The sequence below is a fragment of the Photobacterium ganghwense genome (assembly GCF_017329545.1).
Taxonomy (GTDB): domain Bacteria; phylum Pseudomonadota; class Gammaproteobacteria; order Enterobacterales; family Vibrionaceae; genus Photobacterium; species Photobacterium ganghwense.
The window spans coordinates 3,398,437-3,415,268 of sequence record NZ_CP071325.1; the positions used below are offsets into that span (position 1 = coordinate 3,398,437).

17 protein-coding genes are annotated in these 16,832 nt (G+C 59.0%); 9 read left to right on the forward strand and 8 right to left on the reverse strand.

What is annotated here, in order from left to right; translation table 11 throughout:
* Positions 1 to 76 precede the first annotated feature (76 nt).
* On the reverse strand, positions 77 to 1,933 hold the full coding sequence (gene recQ, locus FH974_RS15405) for an ATP-dependent DNA helicase RecQ (RefSeq protein ID WP_047887069.1): 1,857 nt from the start codon (positions 1,931 to 1,933) through the stop codon (positions 77 to 79).
* 264 nt (positions 1,934 to 2,197) lie between these two features.
* Between recQ and rarD the strand changes: the two genes are divergently transcribed.
* From rarD to ggt, 4 genes are all read left to right on the forward strand, one after another.
* Positions 2,198 to 3,139, forward strand: coding sequence for an EamA family transporter RarD (gene rarD, locus FH974_RS15410; RefSeq protein WP_047887068.1), 942 nt, complete (start codon positions 2,198 to 2,200; stop codon positions 3,137 to 3,139).
* A 150-nt stretch (positions 3,140 to 3,289) separates the two neighbouring features.
* Positions 3,290 to 4,084 carry an AraC family transcriptional regulator gene (locus FH974_RS15415; RefSeq protein WP_047887067.1) on the forward strand — a complete coding sequence of 265 codons (795 nt, stop codon included), beginning with the start codon at positions 3,290 to 3,292 and terminating at the stop codon, positions 4,082 to 4,084.
* Between the two features lie 108 nt (positions 4,085 to 4,192).
* A complete protein-coding gene (locus FH974_RS15420) occupies positions 4,193 to 4,852 on the forward strand; it encodes a LysE family translocator (RefSeq protein ID WP_047887066.1) in 660 nt (219 codons plus the stop codon).
* Between the two features lie 90 nt (positions 4,853 to 4,942).
* Positions 4,943 to 6,712: a gamma-glutamyltransferase gene (ggt, locus tag FH974_RS15425; RefSeq protein ID WP_047887065.1), complete on the forward strand. Its 1,770-nt coding sequence runs from the start codon at positions 4,943 to 4,945 to the stop codon at positions 6,710 to 6,712.
* A gap of 85 nt (positions 6,713 to 6,797) precedes the next feature.
* Here ggt and uvrD read toward each other — a convergent pair whose 3' ends face one another.
* Positions 6,798 to 8,969 (reverse strand): DNA helicase II, encoded by a 2,172-nt coding sequence (uvrD, locus tag FH974_RS15430; RefSeq protein WP_047887064.1) that lies wholly within the window; start codon positions 8,967 to 8,969, stop codon positions 6,798 to 6,800.
* A gap of 334 nt (positions 8,970 to 9,303) precedes the next feature.
* On the opposite strand from uvrD, the gene FH974_RS15435 reads away from it, so the two are divergent.
* From FH974_RS15435 to FH974_RS15450, 4 genes are read left to right on the forward strand one after another with little or no spacing between them, the layout of a single operon-like run.
* Positions 9,304 to 9,567, forward strand: coding sequence for a BufA1 family periplasmic bufferin-type metallophore (locus FH974_RS15435; protein ID WP_047887116.1), 264 nt, complete (start codon positions 9,304 to 9,306; stop codon positions 9,565 to 9,567).
* Positions 9,568 to 10,440, forward strand: coding sequence for an MNIO family bufferin maturase (gene bufB / locus FH974_RS15440; protein ID WP_047887063.1), 873 nt, complete (start codon positions 9,568 to 9,570; stop codon positions 10,438 to 10,440).
* A complete protein-coding gene (locus tag FH974_RS15445; protein ID WP_047887062.1) occupies positions 10,421 to 11,194 on the forward strand; it encodes an HvfC/BufC N-terminal domain-containing protein in 774 nt (257 codons plus the stop codon). Before bufB ends, FH974_RS15445 begins: the two co-directional genes overlap by 20 nt.
* A complete protein-coding gene (locus FH974_RS15450) occupies positions 11,188 to 11,643 on the forward strand; it encodes a DoxX family protein (protein WP_047887061.1) in 456 nt (151 codons plus the stop codon). The genes FH974_RS15445 and FH974_RS15450 overlap by 7 nt, the downstream gene beginning before the upstream one ends.
* 122 nt (positions 11,644 to 11,765) lie before the next feature.
* On the opposite strand, the gene yigB is transcribed toward FH974_RS15450, so the two are convergent.
* Genes yigB through lptM form a run of 6 tightly spaced genes read right to left on the reverse strand, consistent with a single transcriptional unit; the run spans position 11,766 to position 16,381 of the window.
* On the reverse strand, positions 11,766 to 12,512 hold the full coding sequence (gene yigB, locus FH974_RS15455; RefSeq protein ID WP_047887060.1) for a 5-amino-6-(5-phospho-D-ribitylamino)uracil phosphatase YigB: 747 nt from the start codon (positions 12,510 to 12,512) through the stop codon (positions 11,766 to 11,768).
* Between the two features lie 15 nt (positions 12,513 to 12,527).
* Entirely contained in the window at positions 12,528 to 13,439 is a 912-nt protein-coding gene (gene xerC, locus FH974_RS15460; protein WP_047887059.1) for a tyrosine recombinase XerC, read from the reverse strand.
* On the reverse strand, positions 13,436 to 14,137 hold the full coding sequence (locus FH974_RS15465) for a DUF484 family protein (protein WP_047887058.1): 702 nt from the start codon (positions 14,135 to 14,137) through the stop codon (positions 13,436 to 13,438). The genes xerC and FH974_RS15465 overlap by 4 nt, the downstream gene beginning before the upstream one ends.
* Positions 14,134 to 14,964, reverse strand: a complete 831-nt coding sequence (gene dapF / locus FH974_RS15470; protein WP_047887057.1) for a diaminopimelate epimerase — start codon at positions 14,962 to 14,964, stop codon at positions 14,134 to 14,136. Before dapF ends, FH974_RS15465 begins: the two co-directional genes overlap by 4 nt.
* Positions 14,965 to 14,979: 15 nt before the next feature.
* Complete coding sequence (lysA, locus tag FH974_RS15475; RefSeq protein ID WP_047887056.1) at positions 14,980 to 16,233, reverse strand: diaminopimelate decarboxylase; 1,254 nt, start codon at positions 16,231 to 16,233, stop codon at positions 14,980 to 14,982.
* A gap of 25 nt (positions 16,234 to 16,258) precedes the next feature.
* A complete protein-coding gene (gene lptM, locus FH974_RS15480; RefSeq protein ID WP_084712676.1) occupies positions 16,259 to 16,381 on the reverse strand; it encodes an LPS translocon maturation chaperone LptM in 123 nt (40 codons plus the stop codon).
* Between the two features lie 78 nt (positions 16,382 to 16,459).
* Between lptM and cyaY the strand changes: the two genes are divergently transcribed.
* Positions 16,460 to 16,771 carry an iron donor protein CyaY gene (gene cyaY / locus FH974_RS15485; RefSeq protein ID WP_047887055.1) on the forward strand — a complete coding sequence of 104 codons (312 nt, stop codon included), beginning with the start codon at positions 16,460 to 16,462 and terminating at the stop codon, positions 16,769 to 16,771.
* Positions 16,772 to 16,832: the final 61 nt, after the last annotated feature.

Consider the following 16,832-nt stretch of genomic DNA (forward strand, 5'->3'; position numbering starts at 1 on the left):
AGTAGTGCTGCATACCGTGCCTTGCCGCTCCCTCGCGGCAGCCAGAGTAACGCTCCGACTCCGTCACAAGAACCTATTACGATGACACGGCATACGGCATGTCGTGACCCACGGTCAGGTGATCTTCAATCACGTTCATGAAGGCGGTGCCGTATTTCTCCAGCTTGCGCTGGCCCACCCCATTGATCGTCAACAACGCCCCCGCTGAAGTCGGCAGACGTTCAGCCATTTCCATCAGGGTCGCATCGTTGAACACCACGTACGGCGGCAACTCTTCTTCATCGGCAATCGCTTTACGCAGTTTCCGCAGCTTAGCAAACAGCTTTTTATCGTACTGACGGTTAGCCAGTTTGCTGCTTTTGGCACTGCGCACCGCGGTATCCAACCGCGGGACGGCCAGTTCCAGCGCGATATCTCCCCGTAACACGCTGCGCGCCTTTTCGGTCAGCTGCAACGTCGAACTGTGCAGAATACTCTGGGTGAGAAAGCCCCGATGGATCAGCTGGCGCAAAATGCTGACCCAGAATTCATGGCTGTGCTCGCGGCCGATGCCATAGGTCGACAACTTGTCATGGCCGTGTTCACGGATACGCTGGTTTTGCATCCCACGCAGCACTTCCACCACATGGGTGATACCGAAACTCTGGTTAACCCGATACACGCAGGACAGGGCTTTCTGGGCCGCTTCCAGGGCATCAAAATGCTTGGGCGGGTCAAGGCAGATATCACAGTTACCGCACGGGGCTTCCCGAGCTTCACCAAAATAGTTGAGCAGAACCAGGCGACGACAGGTCTGCGCTTCAGCAAACGCCCCCATCGCATTGAGTTTGTGCCCCTCGACCTGCTTCTGCGGGCCATCTTCTTTTTCGTCGAGACAGCGGCGCAGCCAGCTCAGATCCGCCGGGTCATAGAACATGACCGCTTCCGCCGGCAGTCCGTCACGGCCGGCCCGGCCTGTCTCCTGGTAGTACGACTCAATATTGCGCGGAATATCAAAATGCACCACAAACCGGACGTTGGGCTTGTTGATGCCCATCCCGAACGCTACAGTCGCCACCACGATCTGGATATCATCACGCTGGAACGCCTCCTGCACCCAGGCCCGCTCATCATGCTCCATCCCGGCATGATAGGCCGCCGCGCGCATCCCGCTTTCATTGAGCTTTTCGCTGATCTGCTCCACCCGCTTGCGACTGTTGCAATACACAATCCCCGACTGGCCGCGTACATCCTTGAGATACTGGATCAGCTGAACCATCGGCTTGTACTTTTCCTGCAGGGTGTAGCGGATGTTCGGGCGGTCGAAGCTACCCAAGTAAGAGTGCGGCTCGGTCAGCGCCAGGCGCGTCACGATATCCTGGCGGGTAGTGTCATCGGCGGTCGCAGTCAGAGCGATCACCGGTACCGTCGGCAGGTGCTGGCGAATCGAGCCCAGCGCCGCATACTCCGGCCGGAAATCGTGTCCCCACTGGGAAATACAGTGCGCTTCATCCACCGCCAGCAGGCTCAGCGGCAGCTGGCTCAACCGTTCGGTGAATTCCCGTCCCAGCAGGCGCTCCGGCGACACGTACACCAACTTGATCTCCCCACTGGCCATCGCGTCCAGGGTCGCCTGCATCTCTTCCCGTGACTGGGTCGAGTTCAGGCAGGCAGCGGCGACCCCGTTGGCCCGCAGCTGGTCCACCTGATCTTTCATCAGCGAGATCAGGGGCGACACCACCAGCGTCAGGCCCTCGCGCAACAGCGCCGGAATTTGATAGCAAAGCGATTTCCCGCCGCCGGTCGGCATGATCACCAGGCAGTCCTGCCCTGCTGTTGCCGCTTCTATCACCGACTGTTGACCACAGCGAAATGTCTGGTAGCCGAATACCGCCTGCAACACCTCTAACGGTGAGCGGGATGGTTCGGACTGACTGGCTGGGCTGGCTGACATAGATAGACTCGACTGAAGATAGCTTTCCGCCGTGGCGGCGGGGGTCATAAGGCTGGCTATTCTATACCAATCCGCCACCCATTGGGAGCACAGCTACCGGCTGAGACCCGGTCGGATCGCGCCCCGAGCTTAGCAAGACGTGCAGAGAAAAAAGACAATAGTATTGATTTCGATCACGATTTATACTGCCCTGACATATACGGGTGAAGCATTCTGTTACCCGTCCTTACCTTCTGCACAATTTTCTCAGGTTCTCAGGAATACATGGACGAACAAAGCAAACAAACCCAGCGGGGGGTGATCCTCGCGCTTTCGGCTTACACCATGTGGGGCATCGCACCGATTTATTTCAAGGCGCTCCAGCAAGTCAGCGCGCTGGAAATTCTCAGCCACCGCATTATCTGGTCGTTTTTTTTCCTGGCCGGGTTAGTGATGCTGAGTAAAGGCTGGGGCAAGGTGCGGGCCGTGCTGAGCCAGAAAAAAATCCTGCTGATGCTGGTCGCGACCTCAACCCTGGTCGGTGGTAACTGGCTGATGTTTATCTGGGCGGTCAACAACAACTACATGCTGGATGCCAGCCTGGGCTACTACATTAACCCGCTGCTGAACGTGCTGCTCGGCATGGTGTTTCTCGGCGAGCGGTTACGCCCGATGCAATGGCTGGCCGTCGCACTGGCCGGGATTGGCGTTGCGGTTCAGCTGATCCAGTTTGGCTCGCTGCCGTGGATTGCTCTGGCCCTGGCCGCCAGCTTCGGTCTGTACGGCCTGCTGCGCAAGAAAATCAGCCTGGATGCCCAGACCGGCCTGTTTATGGAAACCAGCCTGCTGCTGCCGCTGGCAGCCATTTATGTCCTGTTCATCGCTCAGAGCGCGACCTCAGACTGGACGGCCAACGCCCCGTCCACCAACCTGTTGCTGATGGCGGCGGGGATTGTCACTACCCTGCCGTTGCTGTGCTTTACCGGTGCCGCGACCAAGCTGAAACTGTCGACCCTGGGCTTTTTCCAGTACATCGGCCCGAGCCTGATGTTCCTGCTGGCCATCACCCTGTACGGTGAGCAGTTCACCGCTGACAAGGTGTATACCTTCGGCTTCATCTGGGCAGCCTTGGTGCTGTTCAGCGTGGACGGCATTAAAGGCCACCGCCACCAGCGACGCCTGAAAGCCGCCGCCAAGGCCGCTGCCGACTCGGCTGCCAAAGCCTGACCTTCCCGCCATGGCCGGTTGTGAATTTTTTACAAGTCTGCACCGGCCAATTATGCTCTACTGATGATGTTCGACTGAAGGACAGCGGTAGGCTGTGCGACGAAGGGGGAATCACTCCATCGGCACAGGGCAGAGAATGAAGGAAAAAGTATGGACAAGATCAGCCATCAGAAAAGTAACATTGCGGCGATCAACCTGATTGACGGGCATTACCAGAGCTTCGCCTTCAAACGCCATTACCACCTGGATTACCACATCGGCCTGATTACCCATGGCCAGCAGGCATTTTACAGCCACGGCACCCGTCACTATGCCGGTCCCGGTGCCACCATTCTGATGCCGCCGGATGTGATGCATGATGGGACTCCTATCGGCAGCGACGGCTATCAGGTGAAAGTGTTCAGTATCGACCCGGACTGGCTGGCCGATCAGGCCGAAGCCGTTTCCGGTCACCGCGACTTTGGCTTTAACCGCCACCACCTTGACGACCCGGCGCTGTTTGGCCGCCTGACATCCCTGCACCAGTGCCTGAGCGATCCGCACACCTCCCAGCTGGCCAAAGACAGTATGCCGCTGGAAACCTTTTCGCTGCTGCTGACCCGTTACGGCCAGACCAGCCCCCAACCGGTTTATCGGCTTGGACGTTACAGCCTGCAACAACTGCGCGACTACGTGATGGCGCACCTGGATGAAAAAATCAGCCTGGCCGATTTAGCGTCACTGTGCGACCTCAGCCCGTCCCAACTGCTGCGCCAGTTTAAAGCCGCGACCGGGTTTACCCCTTATGCCTGGCTCGCCCGGCTGCGTCTGGAACATGCCATGGCGCTGCTCAAGGCCGGTTACCGCAGCACCGACGTCGCGTTTCATGTCGGCTTTTACGATCAGGCGCACTTCACCCGTACCTTCAAACAGACTTTCGGCATTGCGCCCTCCCAGGTCCGCTAGCCCCACATCCTCCCGCCCACTTTTTCGCTCCGGTGTGAATTTTCTACAAGCGCCGTACGGCCAAACCCGGCAAGATAACCCTATCTTCCGCTAACCGTAGTAATCACCATGAATGAAGCGACCACGTTACTGACCCTGCTCACTGTTCACTTTATCGCGCTGATGAGCCCGGGCCCCGATTTTGCCCTGGTCGTCCAGAATGCCGGGCGATACGGCCGCCAGACCGGCGTAATGATCGCGCTGGGCCTGTCACTGGGGATCCTGCTCCACTCGATTCTCAGCCTGACCGGAGCCAGCCTGCTGATCCACCAGCACCCGACTCTGTTTGCCCTGCTGCAGGCCGCTGGCAGCGGCTACTTACTGTGGCTCGGTATTGGCGCCCTGAAAGGCACCTGGCACTACTGGCAACAGCGTCATAACGCCAGTGGCGCTGCCGCATCAACCTCGCCCGGCCTGACTATCGCCAGCAAGCGACAGGCGCTGGCGCGCGGATTTACCACTAATATCCTGAACCCGAAAGCGCTGGTGTTTTTCCTCAGCCTGCTGTCGACCCTGGTACCGGCGGGCATGTCACTGAGCGGTAAGGTCTCAGCCATCGGCATGCTGTGGCTGCTGTCGTTTCTGTGGTTTGCCATGCTGGCGTGGCTGCTGACCGGCGAGCGCCTGCAACAGAAACTGCGCGCCTGGACGCCCATCATCGACGGTCTGTGCGGCCTGCTGTTCACCGCCATCGGCGGGACCATTCTACTCAACCTGTTGCTTGCTTGACTTGCTGCACAAACATACACGCGAACAGTGGACGGCAACCCGCAGCGCTTTTAGGCTAAATGCAGCCTAAACATGGAAAAGGATAGAGATATGTCATGGAAGCACCCTGCCACCCGACTGACCCTGTTAGCCTGCCTGATCGCGAGCGCCCCTTATGCGGCCGCCAAAGACACGCAGCAGAGTACCGACCAGCTCGCGCCTGAGGCCGCAACCGGCCTGACCCAGCAGCAGCTGGTTCAGGGCAAAGACTGGATGGTGGCCTCGGCCAACCCGTATGCCAGCGAAGCCGGTGCCGCTATTCTGAAACAGGGCGGCAATGCGATTGATGCCATGGTCGCGACCCAGCTGGTGCTCGGCCTGACCGAGCCGCAATCGTCCGGGATCGGCGGCGGCGCGTTTCTGGTGTATTGGGACAGCAGCCAAAAAGCGCTGACTACTTTTGACGGCCGCGAAACCGCGCCGTTCGGCGTCACCCCGGTGCTGTTCCAGAATGACCAAGGGGAGCCGCTGGAATTTTATGATGCCGTGGTCGGCGGCCGCTCCGTCGGAACGCCGGGCACCGTCAAGCTGATGTGGTACACCCACCAGCGCATGGGCAAGCTGGCCTGGAACAAGCTGTTTGAACCGGCGATCAAACTGGCGAAAGACGGCTTTACCGTCAGCCCACGCCTGGCGGCACTGGTCGCCAGCGAGCAGGACTCCCTCAAACGCTTTGACGCCACCCGCGCCTATTTTTTCCATGACGACGGGACACCGATTCAGGCCGGAGAAACCCTGACAAACCCGGCTTACGCCGATACCCTGCGCCAGATTGCCGAGCGCGGCGCGAGTGCTTTCTACACCGGCGACATCGCCCGTGACATCGTCCAGACCGTGCGTACCGCGCCGGGCAATCCCGGCGTGCTGAGCACCATGGATCTGGCCACCTATCAGGTCAAAGAGCGTGAGCCGGTGTGCGCCCCGTACCGCCAATACGACATCTGCGGCATGGGGCCACCGAGTTCCGGCGCCCTGACTCTGGGCCAGATCCTCGGCATGCTCAGCCATTACAATCTGGCAGAACTGGGGCCGGATAACCCGACCAGCTGGCGCCTGCTGGGCGACGCCTCCCGCCTCGCCTTCGCTGACCGCGGCCGCTACATGGCCGACAGCGATTACGTGCCGATGCCGACCAAAGGCCTGCTGGCCGACGATTACCTCAGCTCCCGGGCTACCCTGCTGAAAGGGGAACAGGCGCTGGCCAGCGTGAATGCCGGCCAACCGGCCTGGGATCATGCCATGCGCTATGCACCGGATGAGTCGATTGAACTGCCGTCCACCAGCCATTTCGCGATTGTCGACAAAGACCGCAACATGGTGTCAATTACCACCACGATTGAAAACGGCTTCGGCTCCCGCCTGATGGTACGCGGCTTCCTGCTCAACAACGAACTGACTGACTTTTCATTCCGCAGCCATAACGATGGCCAGCCGATTGCCAACCGTATCGAGCCGGGCAAACGGCCACGCTCATCGATGGCACCCACCATTGTGATGGAAAACGGCAAACCGGTGATGGCGATCGGCTCACCGGGCGGCAGCCAGATCATCGGCTATGTGGCGAAAACGCTGGTCGGCCATCTCGACTGGGGCCTAGATCTGCAACAGGCGATCAGCCTGCCGAACATGAACAACCGCTTCGGCCCGTTTGAACTGGAAGCCGGTACCGCCGCAGCGGAGTGGGCACCGAAGCTGGAGCAGCTCGGCTTTACGACCCAGGTCAAAGAGCTGAATTCCGGTGTGCAGGCCATTAAGCTGGACGGCAAAAACCTGGTAGGGGCCGCCGACCCGCGGCGCGAAGGCAAGGTTATCGCCCAGTAACCGGACAGCCGGTCTGATGCCATGAAAAAGCCCGCTGACAACAACTGTCAGCGGGCTTGATTGATCGCCAGCGGGGAGTGTCAGCTTACATCGGCTCCAGCTTGGCAAACTGCGTTACCAGCCATTTGATCCCTTCGCCATTAAAGGCCACCTGCACCCGACTCTGGGCACCACTGCCTTCAAAGTTGATGATGGTGCCTTCGCCGAATTTCGGGTGCAGCACCCGCTGGCCAAGGCTGAAACCAGTCTGGTTAAAGTTCTCGTTGACCTGGGTCTGACTGAAGCGACCGCTGCTCGCCGGCCGCGAGACCTTGGCCTTCATCCGAACCTCTTCGATGTGCTCTTCCGGGATTTCGCGGATAAAACGCGACGGCTTGTGGTAGTTGTCCTTGCCGTACAGGCGACGCATCTCTGCATAGGTGATATACAGCTTCTGCATTGCCCGGGTCATCCCCACGTAACACAGACGGCGCTCTTCCTCGAGACGGCCGACTTCCTCCGTCGTCCGACTGCTCGGGAACATGCCTTCTTCCACCCCGACCATAAAGACCATCGGGAATTCCAATCCCTTGGCGCTGTGCATGGTCATCAGCTGAACCGCGTCTTCAAAATCATCCGCCTGTCCTTCACCGGCTTCCAACGCCGCATGCGACAGGAAGGCCGACAACGGGCTCATGTCTTCCGCTTCTTCCGGGACTTCGAACTGTCGGGTCGCGGTTACCAGCTCTTCCAGGTTTTCAATCCGGGCTTGCGCCTTCTCGCCTTTTTCCTGCTCGTACATCGCCCGCAGGCCGGAGTTGCGGATCACCTCATCGGTTTGCTGGAACAACGGCAGCTCGCGGGTGTCATCTTCCAGCGCATTGACCAGCTCGATGAAACGGCGCAGCGAATTGGCCGCACGCCCCGCCAGCACCTGCTCTTCCAGCAGCGCGACACTGGCCTGCCACATCGTGGCTCCCCGGTCACGCGCTGCCAGACGAATGGTTTCCAGCGTCCGCTCACCCAGCCCCCGAGCCGGGGTGTTCACCACCCGCTCAAACGAGGCATCGTCGTGGCGGTTGGCAATCAGACGTAAATACGACAGGGCATCTTTGATTTCCTGACGCTCGAAGAACCTCATCCCGCCGTAAATGCGGTACGGCATACCGGCCTGAATCAGTGCCTCTTCCAGCACCCGCGACTGGGCGTTGCTGCGGTACAGCATTGCAGTGTCAGCCAGCGCGCCGCCCTGATCCTGCCACTCGCGAATTTTCCCGACCACAAAGCGGGCTTCGTCCAGCTCGTTGTACGCCGAGTAAACCGAGATCAGCTCCCCTTCGGTACCTTCGGTCCACAGGTTTTTACCCATGCGCTCGTTGTTGTTGGCAATCAGGCCGTTCGCCGCCTTCAGGATATTGCCTGTCGAGCGGTAGTTCTGCTCCAGGAAAATCGATTTGGCGTCTTTGAAGTCGTTGAGGAAACGCTGGATATTTTCCACCTTAGCGCCCCGCCAGCCGTAGATGGACTGGTCATCGTCGCCCACGATCATCACGTGACAGTCCGGCCCCGCCATCAGGCGCAGCCAGGCAAACTGAATGTTGTTGGTATCCTGAAACTCGTCCACCAGAATGTGCTTGAAGCGCGCCTGGTAGTGCTCGCGGATATGCTTACTGCGTTGCAGCAGCTCAAACGAGCGCAGCAGCAGCTCGGCAAAATCGACCATCCCGGCCCGATCACAGGCTTCCTGATAGGCATGGTAGACCCGCAACCAGGTCTGCTCGATCGGATCGTTGAACGTATCGATGTGCTGCGGACGCAACCCTTCGTCTTTCTTGCCGTTGATGTACCACGCCGCCTGACGGGCCGGCCACTGTTTCTCGTCCAGGTTCTGAGCCTTGATCAAACGGCGCAACAGGCGCATCTGATCGTCCGAGTCCAGAATGTTGAAATCTTCCGGTAACCCGGCGTCAAGATAGTGGGCACGCAGCATCCGGTGACACAGGCCGTGGAACGTGCCGTTCCACATGCCCGACAGCGAGCCGTGCATCAGGTCGTTAATCCGGCCACGCATTTCTGCCGCCGCTTTGTTGGTGAAGGTCACCGACATGATGGAGTACGGCGACGCCTGCTCAATCCCCATCAACCAGGCGATACGATGGACCAGTACCCGGGTTTTGCCACTACCGGCCCCGGCCAGCACCAGATAATTGCCCAGCGGGGCCGCCACAGCCTCGCGTTGTTTGTCATTCAGGCCATCTAACAGAAGTGAAACGTCCATCGCTCTCTACTGGTTATTTATACAATGGTGGTGATTATAACCACAAAGCCGCCTCTGATGCGAGGAGCCCACGGAATCAAAGGCGGGAAAATCACGGCCCGCGGCGACCCGAGGGCGCCAAACCCATCTCTGATATCAACCGCTTGGCAGCCCGAATTGATCTATGCTTGGAAAGAAAAACGTTAATAGGTCGTTAAAAAACTCGCCCCGGCATGAAATTAATCCCGGGCTCCCCCTTTCTACTGTTTCGAACGCACCGCAACGGTGCCCGCCCAACCCGCTGCCGACCGGGCAACGGTGCAGGCATCAGCCCGCAAAAAGAAGAGGAATGACCATGAAAAAGACCAACATTGCACTCGCCACTGCGGTGACAGGTTTGATCGCCCTTGCCGGAACAGCCCTGACCACCACCTCCGCCGTGGCAGCCGATGCGAAAGAGAAATGCTACGGTGTCGCCAAAGCCGGGAAAAATGACTGCGCGACCAAAACCGGGTCATGCGCCGGGACCGCCAAAACCGACGGACAGAAAGATGCGTTTGTGCTAGTGCCTAAAGGCCTGTGTGACAAACTGGCTGGCGGCTCCACCGAGGCGAAGTAAATGACGAGCCCTACCCCTGACCGCCTGCCAGCCGACCGGATGGTCGGGGTGGGGCTTCGCGCTCCTCACCTCCACACCTTCCAGCACGAGCAACCAGCCACCGGCTGGCTGGAAATTCACAGTGAAAACTACTTCAACCCGCACACGGCTGCCCGTCAGCAGTTACGGGCCATCGCGGCACACTACCCGATCAGCTGCCATGGGATCGGGCTGTCGCTTGGCTCTGCGGATGCGCTTGACCCGGCCCATCTCCGCCAGCTCAAAGCACTGGTTGACGAACTCGACCCGATTGCCGTTTCCGATCACCTGAGCTGGAGTTCGGTCAACGGCCAGTACTTCAATGATCTGCTGCCCCTGCCTTACACCGAAGAAGCACTGACCTTGTTCTGCCACAAGGTCGAGCAGGTACAGGATGCGTTGGGGCGCGAGTTTCTGGTAGAAAACCCGTCCAGCTACCTCAGATTCAGCCATTCCACCATGCCGGAATGGGAATTTCTGCGGGAAGTTCAACAGCGCACCGGGTGCGGGCTGCTGCTTGATCTCAACAATATATATGTCAGTGCCTTTAACCATGGCTTTGACTGCGCCCGATACCTGGCCGCCATTGACCCTGCCAGTGTGAAAGAAATCCACCTCGCCGGGTTTACGGTAAAAGCGCTGGCGGAGGGCGAGATTTGGATCGACACCCACAGCTGCCCAGTCAGCGAACCGGTGTGGCAACTCTACCGCCAGTGGATCCGCCAGCACGGCGCGGTGCCCACCCTGATTGAATGGGATCTCGATATTCCGGCCCTGCCCGTGTTACTGGATGAAGCGGCCAAAGCCCGTGCCATCCTGACAGAGGAGACCATCAATGGCTCTGTCACCGTCTGATGCCCTGCACCGGCTGCAACAGGACTTTGCCCGCGCGCTGCACTATCAGCCCAGCGAGGTCACTGAGACGATGGTACCGGGGATATTCCCTGCCGAGCAGCTGCTGCAGATTTACCGCAACAATTTCATTATCGGCTTGTCCGAGGTGCTGAGCGCAACCTATCCATGCTGTCAGGCAGTGGTGGGCGAGGAATGTTTTACGCAGTTGGCACGCCAGCATGTGCTGCATCAGCCACTCGAACAGGGTGATGTCAGCCATTACGGCGCCGGTTTTGCTGACACGATTGAGTGCCAGCCGAGCCTGGTCGCAGCCGTACCGTATCTGGCGGATCTGGCCCGGCTCGAATGGCAGGCAGACCGAGCCAGCCAGCTCCCGCTTGCACCCCAACTGGATCTGGGCCAGTTGGCCGCCATTCGCGAGGACAATATCGGTTCACTGCGACTGACGGTTGCACCTTCTGTCCGCACGCTGGATACCGCGACTCCGGCTGCCAGCCTGTGGCAGATGATTCGCCGCGACAACCTGATACCGCTCGATTTGACCCAACCGGAGTCAGCCCTGATCCTGCGCCGCCCTGACGGTATCGAGGTGCTGGCCACCACACCAGCCGCCACCGCGCTAGTGCGTTTATGTCAGGCCGGTCAGCCGCTGGGTCAGGCCAGCGACCCGATGCTGGAGTGCCTGCCCGGACTGATCCAACAGCAAATCTTTACCACCCTTCACGGCCTACCACAGGGAGACTGCACATGCTGAAATTCATCAAGCAGGTGGATTACACCGCCCAACGGCTCGTCGAACCTCTGGTTCCCCTGCTGCTACTGTTTACCCGCCTGTGGGTGGCCTGGGTGTTTTTCAAATCCGGCATGGTGAAATACACCAGTTGGGACAGCACCCTCTATCTGTTTGAGTTTGAGTATCAGGTTCCCCTGTTACCGTTTGAAACCGCGGCCTACCTGGGGACCGCCGCCGAGCTTATCCTCCCGGTTTTCCTGGCGCTGGGATTGTTTACCCGCCCTATGGCGCTACTCCTGTTCGGGTTCAATATGGTGGCCGTGCTGTCTTACCCCCAACTTTGGGAGCAAGGTTTCTATGACCACCAATTGTGGGGCATGATGCTGCTGGTGAATGTGTTCTGGGGAGGCGGCATGATCTCGCTCGACCACCTGATCAAGCCTGAGCCAAGGCGGAGCCTGCTGGAGTAACGCCCAACCCGGTTGCCGGAGCCCCGGAGGGCATCCCCACCAAACGCCGATCAAGGAAAGCAAAAAACAAACAGGACAGCCCGTGGGCTGTCCTGTTTTCTGTATCCGTGTGCAAGGCCGATTTACGGCTCTGGGTGGCAACCGGTTGACGGCAGGGCTAACGCCAGCAGCTGAGACAGCTGGCAGATTTCCACATCCGGCAGCCACTTGGCGCGCGGCTCCTGACCCAGCACGCGCTGCTGATCATTGAACCAGCAGGCCATCATGCCGTGTCGCTTGGCCCCGCCCACGTCCGTGACCAGATGATCCCCGACATGCAGGATCTCTCCCGGGGCCAGTCCCAGATGACGGGTCGCCTTGGCGAACAAGTCTGGTTCCGGCTTGGCCAAGCCATCTGGCCCAGCCCGCAACACGACATCGAAATACCCTGCCAGACCAATTTTTTCGACATCGACATTGCCGTTGGTGATCGCCACCAGCGGCAAATGTGCCGCCAGCAGGCCGAGTACCCGATGGGTTTCCGCCGGAATATCAACCTGATTACGCACCGCCAGCACAACGTCTAGCCCTTCCGCCGCTGCCTGCTCGGCACGGCGCTGGGCATAGCCGAGCTGCATGAACCCAATTTTCAGCAATTCAAACCGCCAGCGGGTCACATCGTGATGCAGCAAGGGATCCGCATCAGCCAGCGCCAATTTCAAGCTTTTCCAGCGCGCCAGCCCCACTCCCCGGCTGGCCGGATGTTCGGCCGCCAGCCAGTCATGCATTGCCTGCTCGGCCCGCCGGATCACCGGCCGGTTATCGTACAGGGTGTCATCGAGATCGAAGGTCAGCGCCTTCGGCAGAGAAATACTGCGGTAAAATTGCATGGTTGCGTTGTCCGGTTAGCGCTTTTGGCGTTTAGCCCGAGGGTGGGCTTCATCATACACCTGAGCCAGATGCTGGAAGTCCAGGTGGGTATAGATTTGGGTCGTGGATAAGTTGGCGTGACCGAGCAGTTCCTGCACCGCGCGCAGGTCGCCCGATGACTCTAGCATGTGGGTCGCAAAACTGTGCCGCAGTTTGTGCGGGTTAATGTGGCTCGACACCGCCTGTTTCTGGCCCCACTCTGCCATCCGCTTCTGCACGTTCCGGTTCGAGATGCGCTGGCCCAGCTTGGACACAAACAGACCGGGCTCACCGGGGGCCGCCAGCTGATCGCGCACCCGCAACCAGTGACCAACCCATTCCCGCGCCAGACCGGCAAACGGGACGATACGTTCTTTGTCGCCCTTACCGATCACCCGGAGATCCCCTCTGCTCAGGCTAACATCCTTCACATTGAGAGACACCAGCTCAGACAGACGCAAACCGGCACCGTACATCAGCTCCATGATGGCCCGATCCCGCACCGACAGCGGATCGTTCTCATCCACGCTGAGCAGCTGATCCATCTCGTCCACATCCAGGTTTTTCGGCAGCGGCCGCGCCTTGCGCGGTGCCGATACCCCTTTGGCCGGATTGGCCTTGAGCTCACCCTGACCGACCAGAAAATCCAGGAAGCTGCGCAGGGCCGACAGGCGCATCGCCAGACTGCTGGCTTTCAGGCCGTCGCGCATCCCTTTTGACGCCAGCTGGCGGACCCAACCGGCGTCCACGGCTTGCCAGTTGTCGACGCCCAGATTCACCAGCTGCTCCGCCATGGTCGTCAGCTGACGTTTGTAATTCTGCTGGGTATGCAGACTCAGTTCCCGCTCGCTGCGCAGATATTCGTAAAAACGCAGCAGCGGTTTTTCCAGTCCGGATGGCAAACTCACTCGATAACCTCGCGGGTATAGTCCCAATGGTGGATCAGGCGGTTCAGAACCAGCCCCAGTTGCTCAACAAACAGCGAGTCCATCTCCGGCTGGAAATGGCCGCCATCCTGGCTAGCAAAACTGAGCACCCCGATCGGGCGCTCATTGCCAAACGGCAGCACCAGGTACGACCCCAGGTGCGGCGGCTGCACAAACAGCAGCTCACTTTCCGCTTTACGCAACCGTCCCAGATACACCGTCCGGCTCGCCAGACGGGCCCGGCGAAACGGCTCGAACGCCCGGCGATCGAGGTAAAGCTGCTCGTCAAGGCTGTCAAACAGCCGTATGCTGACATCCAGCCCCAACTGGTCGGCCAGCGTTTCCAGCACGCTCAGCGCCTGATAAATATTGTGGGTCTGGAACAGTTTACGTTGGGCAAAGGCAAATGTTTCATACAGCTGACTGTTGGCCGCGGCCACCTGCATCAGCCCGGCGATGTTTTCTTCCAGCTCACCGATCCGCTGGCGCAGTCGGTCCAGCTGCATATCCACCAGCGAAATGACGCCGCGCTGGGGATGGTGCACCTGCAACCGGGCCAGCAGATCCGGCTGACGAATAAAAAAGTCCGGGTTGGCACTGAGAAAATCCGCGACCTCCTGCTCCGTCAGCGACAGCTCATCGACCTCAGGCAGTGCATCGAACTGAGTGAACTCGGTCATAACGCAATTTGCCCGTCGTACACATGGGTGGCCGGGCCGGACATATACAGCGGTTTGCCTTCACCAGCCCAACGGATTTGCAATTCCCCGCCCGGTAGTGAGACAGTCACCCGCTCGTCCAGTAATCCCTGCATTCGGCCCACGGCAACCGCCGCACAGGCACCGCTGCCACAGGCCTGAGTTTCACCAGCGCCTCGTTCGTAGACCCGCAACCGTACTTCATTGCGGTTGAGGATCTGCATAAAGCCGGCATTTACCCGCTCCGGGAAGCGTTCGTGGGATTCCAGCAGCGGCCCGAGAGTTTCGACATCAAAGGTATCCACATCATCCACCACCGTGACGCAATGTGGGTTACCCATGCTGACCGCGCCACAGAACAGGGTCTGGGTGCCAGCCCGCAGCAGGTAGGTTTTCTCGCTCTGCTTGGCACGGAACGGGATTTTCCCCGGCTCAAATTCCGGCACGCCCATGTTCACGGTCACCTGGTTGTCGTTTTCCAGTTTCAGAACCATTTTGCCCGCCTTGGTACTGACCGAAATATGGTATTTGTTGGTCAGTCCTTTGAGCCAGACAAAACGGGCGAAACAGCGGGCACCGTTGCCGCACTGCTCCACTTCGCTGCCGTCAGCATTGAAAATCCGGTAATGGAAATCCGTTTCCGGATCATAAGGCGGCTCCACCACCAGCAACTGGTCAAAACCGACCCCGCGATGGCGGTCGGCCAGACGCCGGATCGCATCCGGCGAGAAGAACACGTTCTGGGTCACACAGTCGACGACCATGAAGTCGTTCCCCAGGCCATGCATTTTGGAAAAATTAAACTGCATGTTGTTCCTTCTTGATTACGCCGGCAGCAGGTGTTCGGACTGCCACAACTGGGTCAGCTCTTCACGTTCGCGTACCACGTGCGCGTCTTTGCCGTCGACCATGATTTCGGCGGCACGCGTGCGGGTATTGTAGTTCGACGCCATCACAAAACCGTAGGCACCGGCCGAACGTACCGCCAGCAGATCGCCGGTTTCCAGACACAGTCGGCGGTCTTTGCCGATGAAATCACCGGTTTCACAGATTGGGCCCACCAGATCGTAGGTCACGGCTTCGCCGTCACGCGGGATCACCGGGATAATCTCCTGCCACGCCTGATACAGGGTCGGGCGGATCAGGTCATTCATCGCCGCATCCACGATGGCAAAGTTTTTATGTTCGGTATGTTTGAGGTATTCCACCCGGGTCAGCATCACCCCGGCATTGGCAGCAATGGCACGGCCCGGCTCAAAAATCAGCTCCAGCTCAGGATGGTCGGTCAGACGATCCATCAGGGCACGGGCATATTCCGACGGCTGCGGCGGTTGTTCGTCACTGTAAGTCACGCCCAGGCCGCCACCGACATCAAGGTGGGCAATGGTAATGCCTTCTGCTTTGAGGGTCGCGATCAGCGCCAGCAGGCGATCGGTGGCATCAATAAACGGTGCCAGTGCGGTCAGCTGCGAGCCAATGTGGCAGTCCATCCCGGTTACAGCAATATTAGGCAGGCTCTGCGCCAGACGATACACCTCCGGCGCACGCTCAAACGCGATACCGAATTTGTTGTCACGCAGCCCGGTCGAAATGTACGGGTGAGTCTGTGCATCAACGTCCGGGTTAATCCGCAGGGAAATCGGGGCCACTTTGCCCAGCTCCGCTGCCACCTGGTTCAGGCGATCCAGCTCCGGCTCCGACTCGACATTGAAACACTTAATTCCCAGCTCCAGGGCGCGCTTCATTTCTGCGGCGGTTTTCCCTACACCGGAAAACACCACTTTCGCCGGGTCGCCGCCTGCGGCAATCACACGCTCCAGTTCACCGCCGGACACGATATCAAACCCGGAACCCAGGCGGGCCAGTACATTCAGCACGCCAAGGTTGGAGTTGGCCTTCACGGCATAGCAGATCAGGTGCGGATGATCAGCCACGGCCCGATCAAACGCATGCCAGTGACGCTCCAGCGTAGCGCGCGAATACACGTACAGCGGAGTGCCAAAACGCTCAGCCAGTTCGGAAAGCTGAATCTCTTCGGCCCACAGTTGGCCGTCTTGCTGGTAGTTAAAATAATCCAATGTCGTCTCTTCCCTGTCAGTCTGCTTACTGTTCTTGCTGTTCGTTCTGTTGCTGGCTGTCGTCAGGCATGTATAAAGGACCGCTTTGACCGCATCCGGCCAGGGTCAGGGTGCCAAGCACCAAAATCGCGATTAAACGTTTACTCATTTTTCAAAGCCAGTGATTATCATCTCATTGCCCTCTATAATCGCACCCATACTAGGAAAAGCAATAGGACGAACCGGGATGAATGATACTGAATTCCACAAACTGGCCGATGACGTGCTGATGAGCATCGAAGAAGGCATTGATGCCTCAGGTGCCGACATTGAATACGAGACCACAGGCAATGTCCTGACCCTGGAATTTGAAAACCGCAGCCAAATCGTGATCAACCGTCAGGAACCCCTGCATGAGATCTGGCTGGCATCCAAATCCGGTGGTTACCACTTCAAGTACCAGAACGGCGAATGGCGCTGCACCCGCAGTGGCGAAGAGCTGATCAGCCTGGTCAAACGCGAGTGCACCGTACACGCCGAAGAAGCGGTGAACTGGTAACGCCCGCTCTCCGGTTGCTCAGCTTGAGCAGATACAAAAAAGCGAGAGCCGGGCTCTCGCT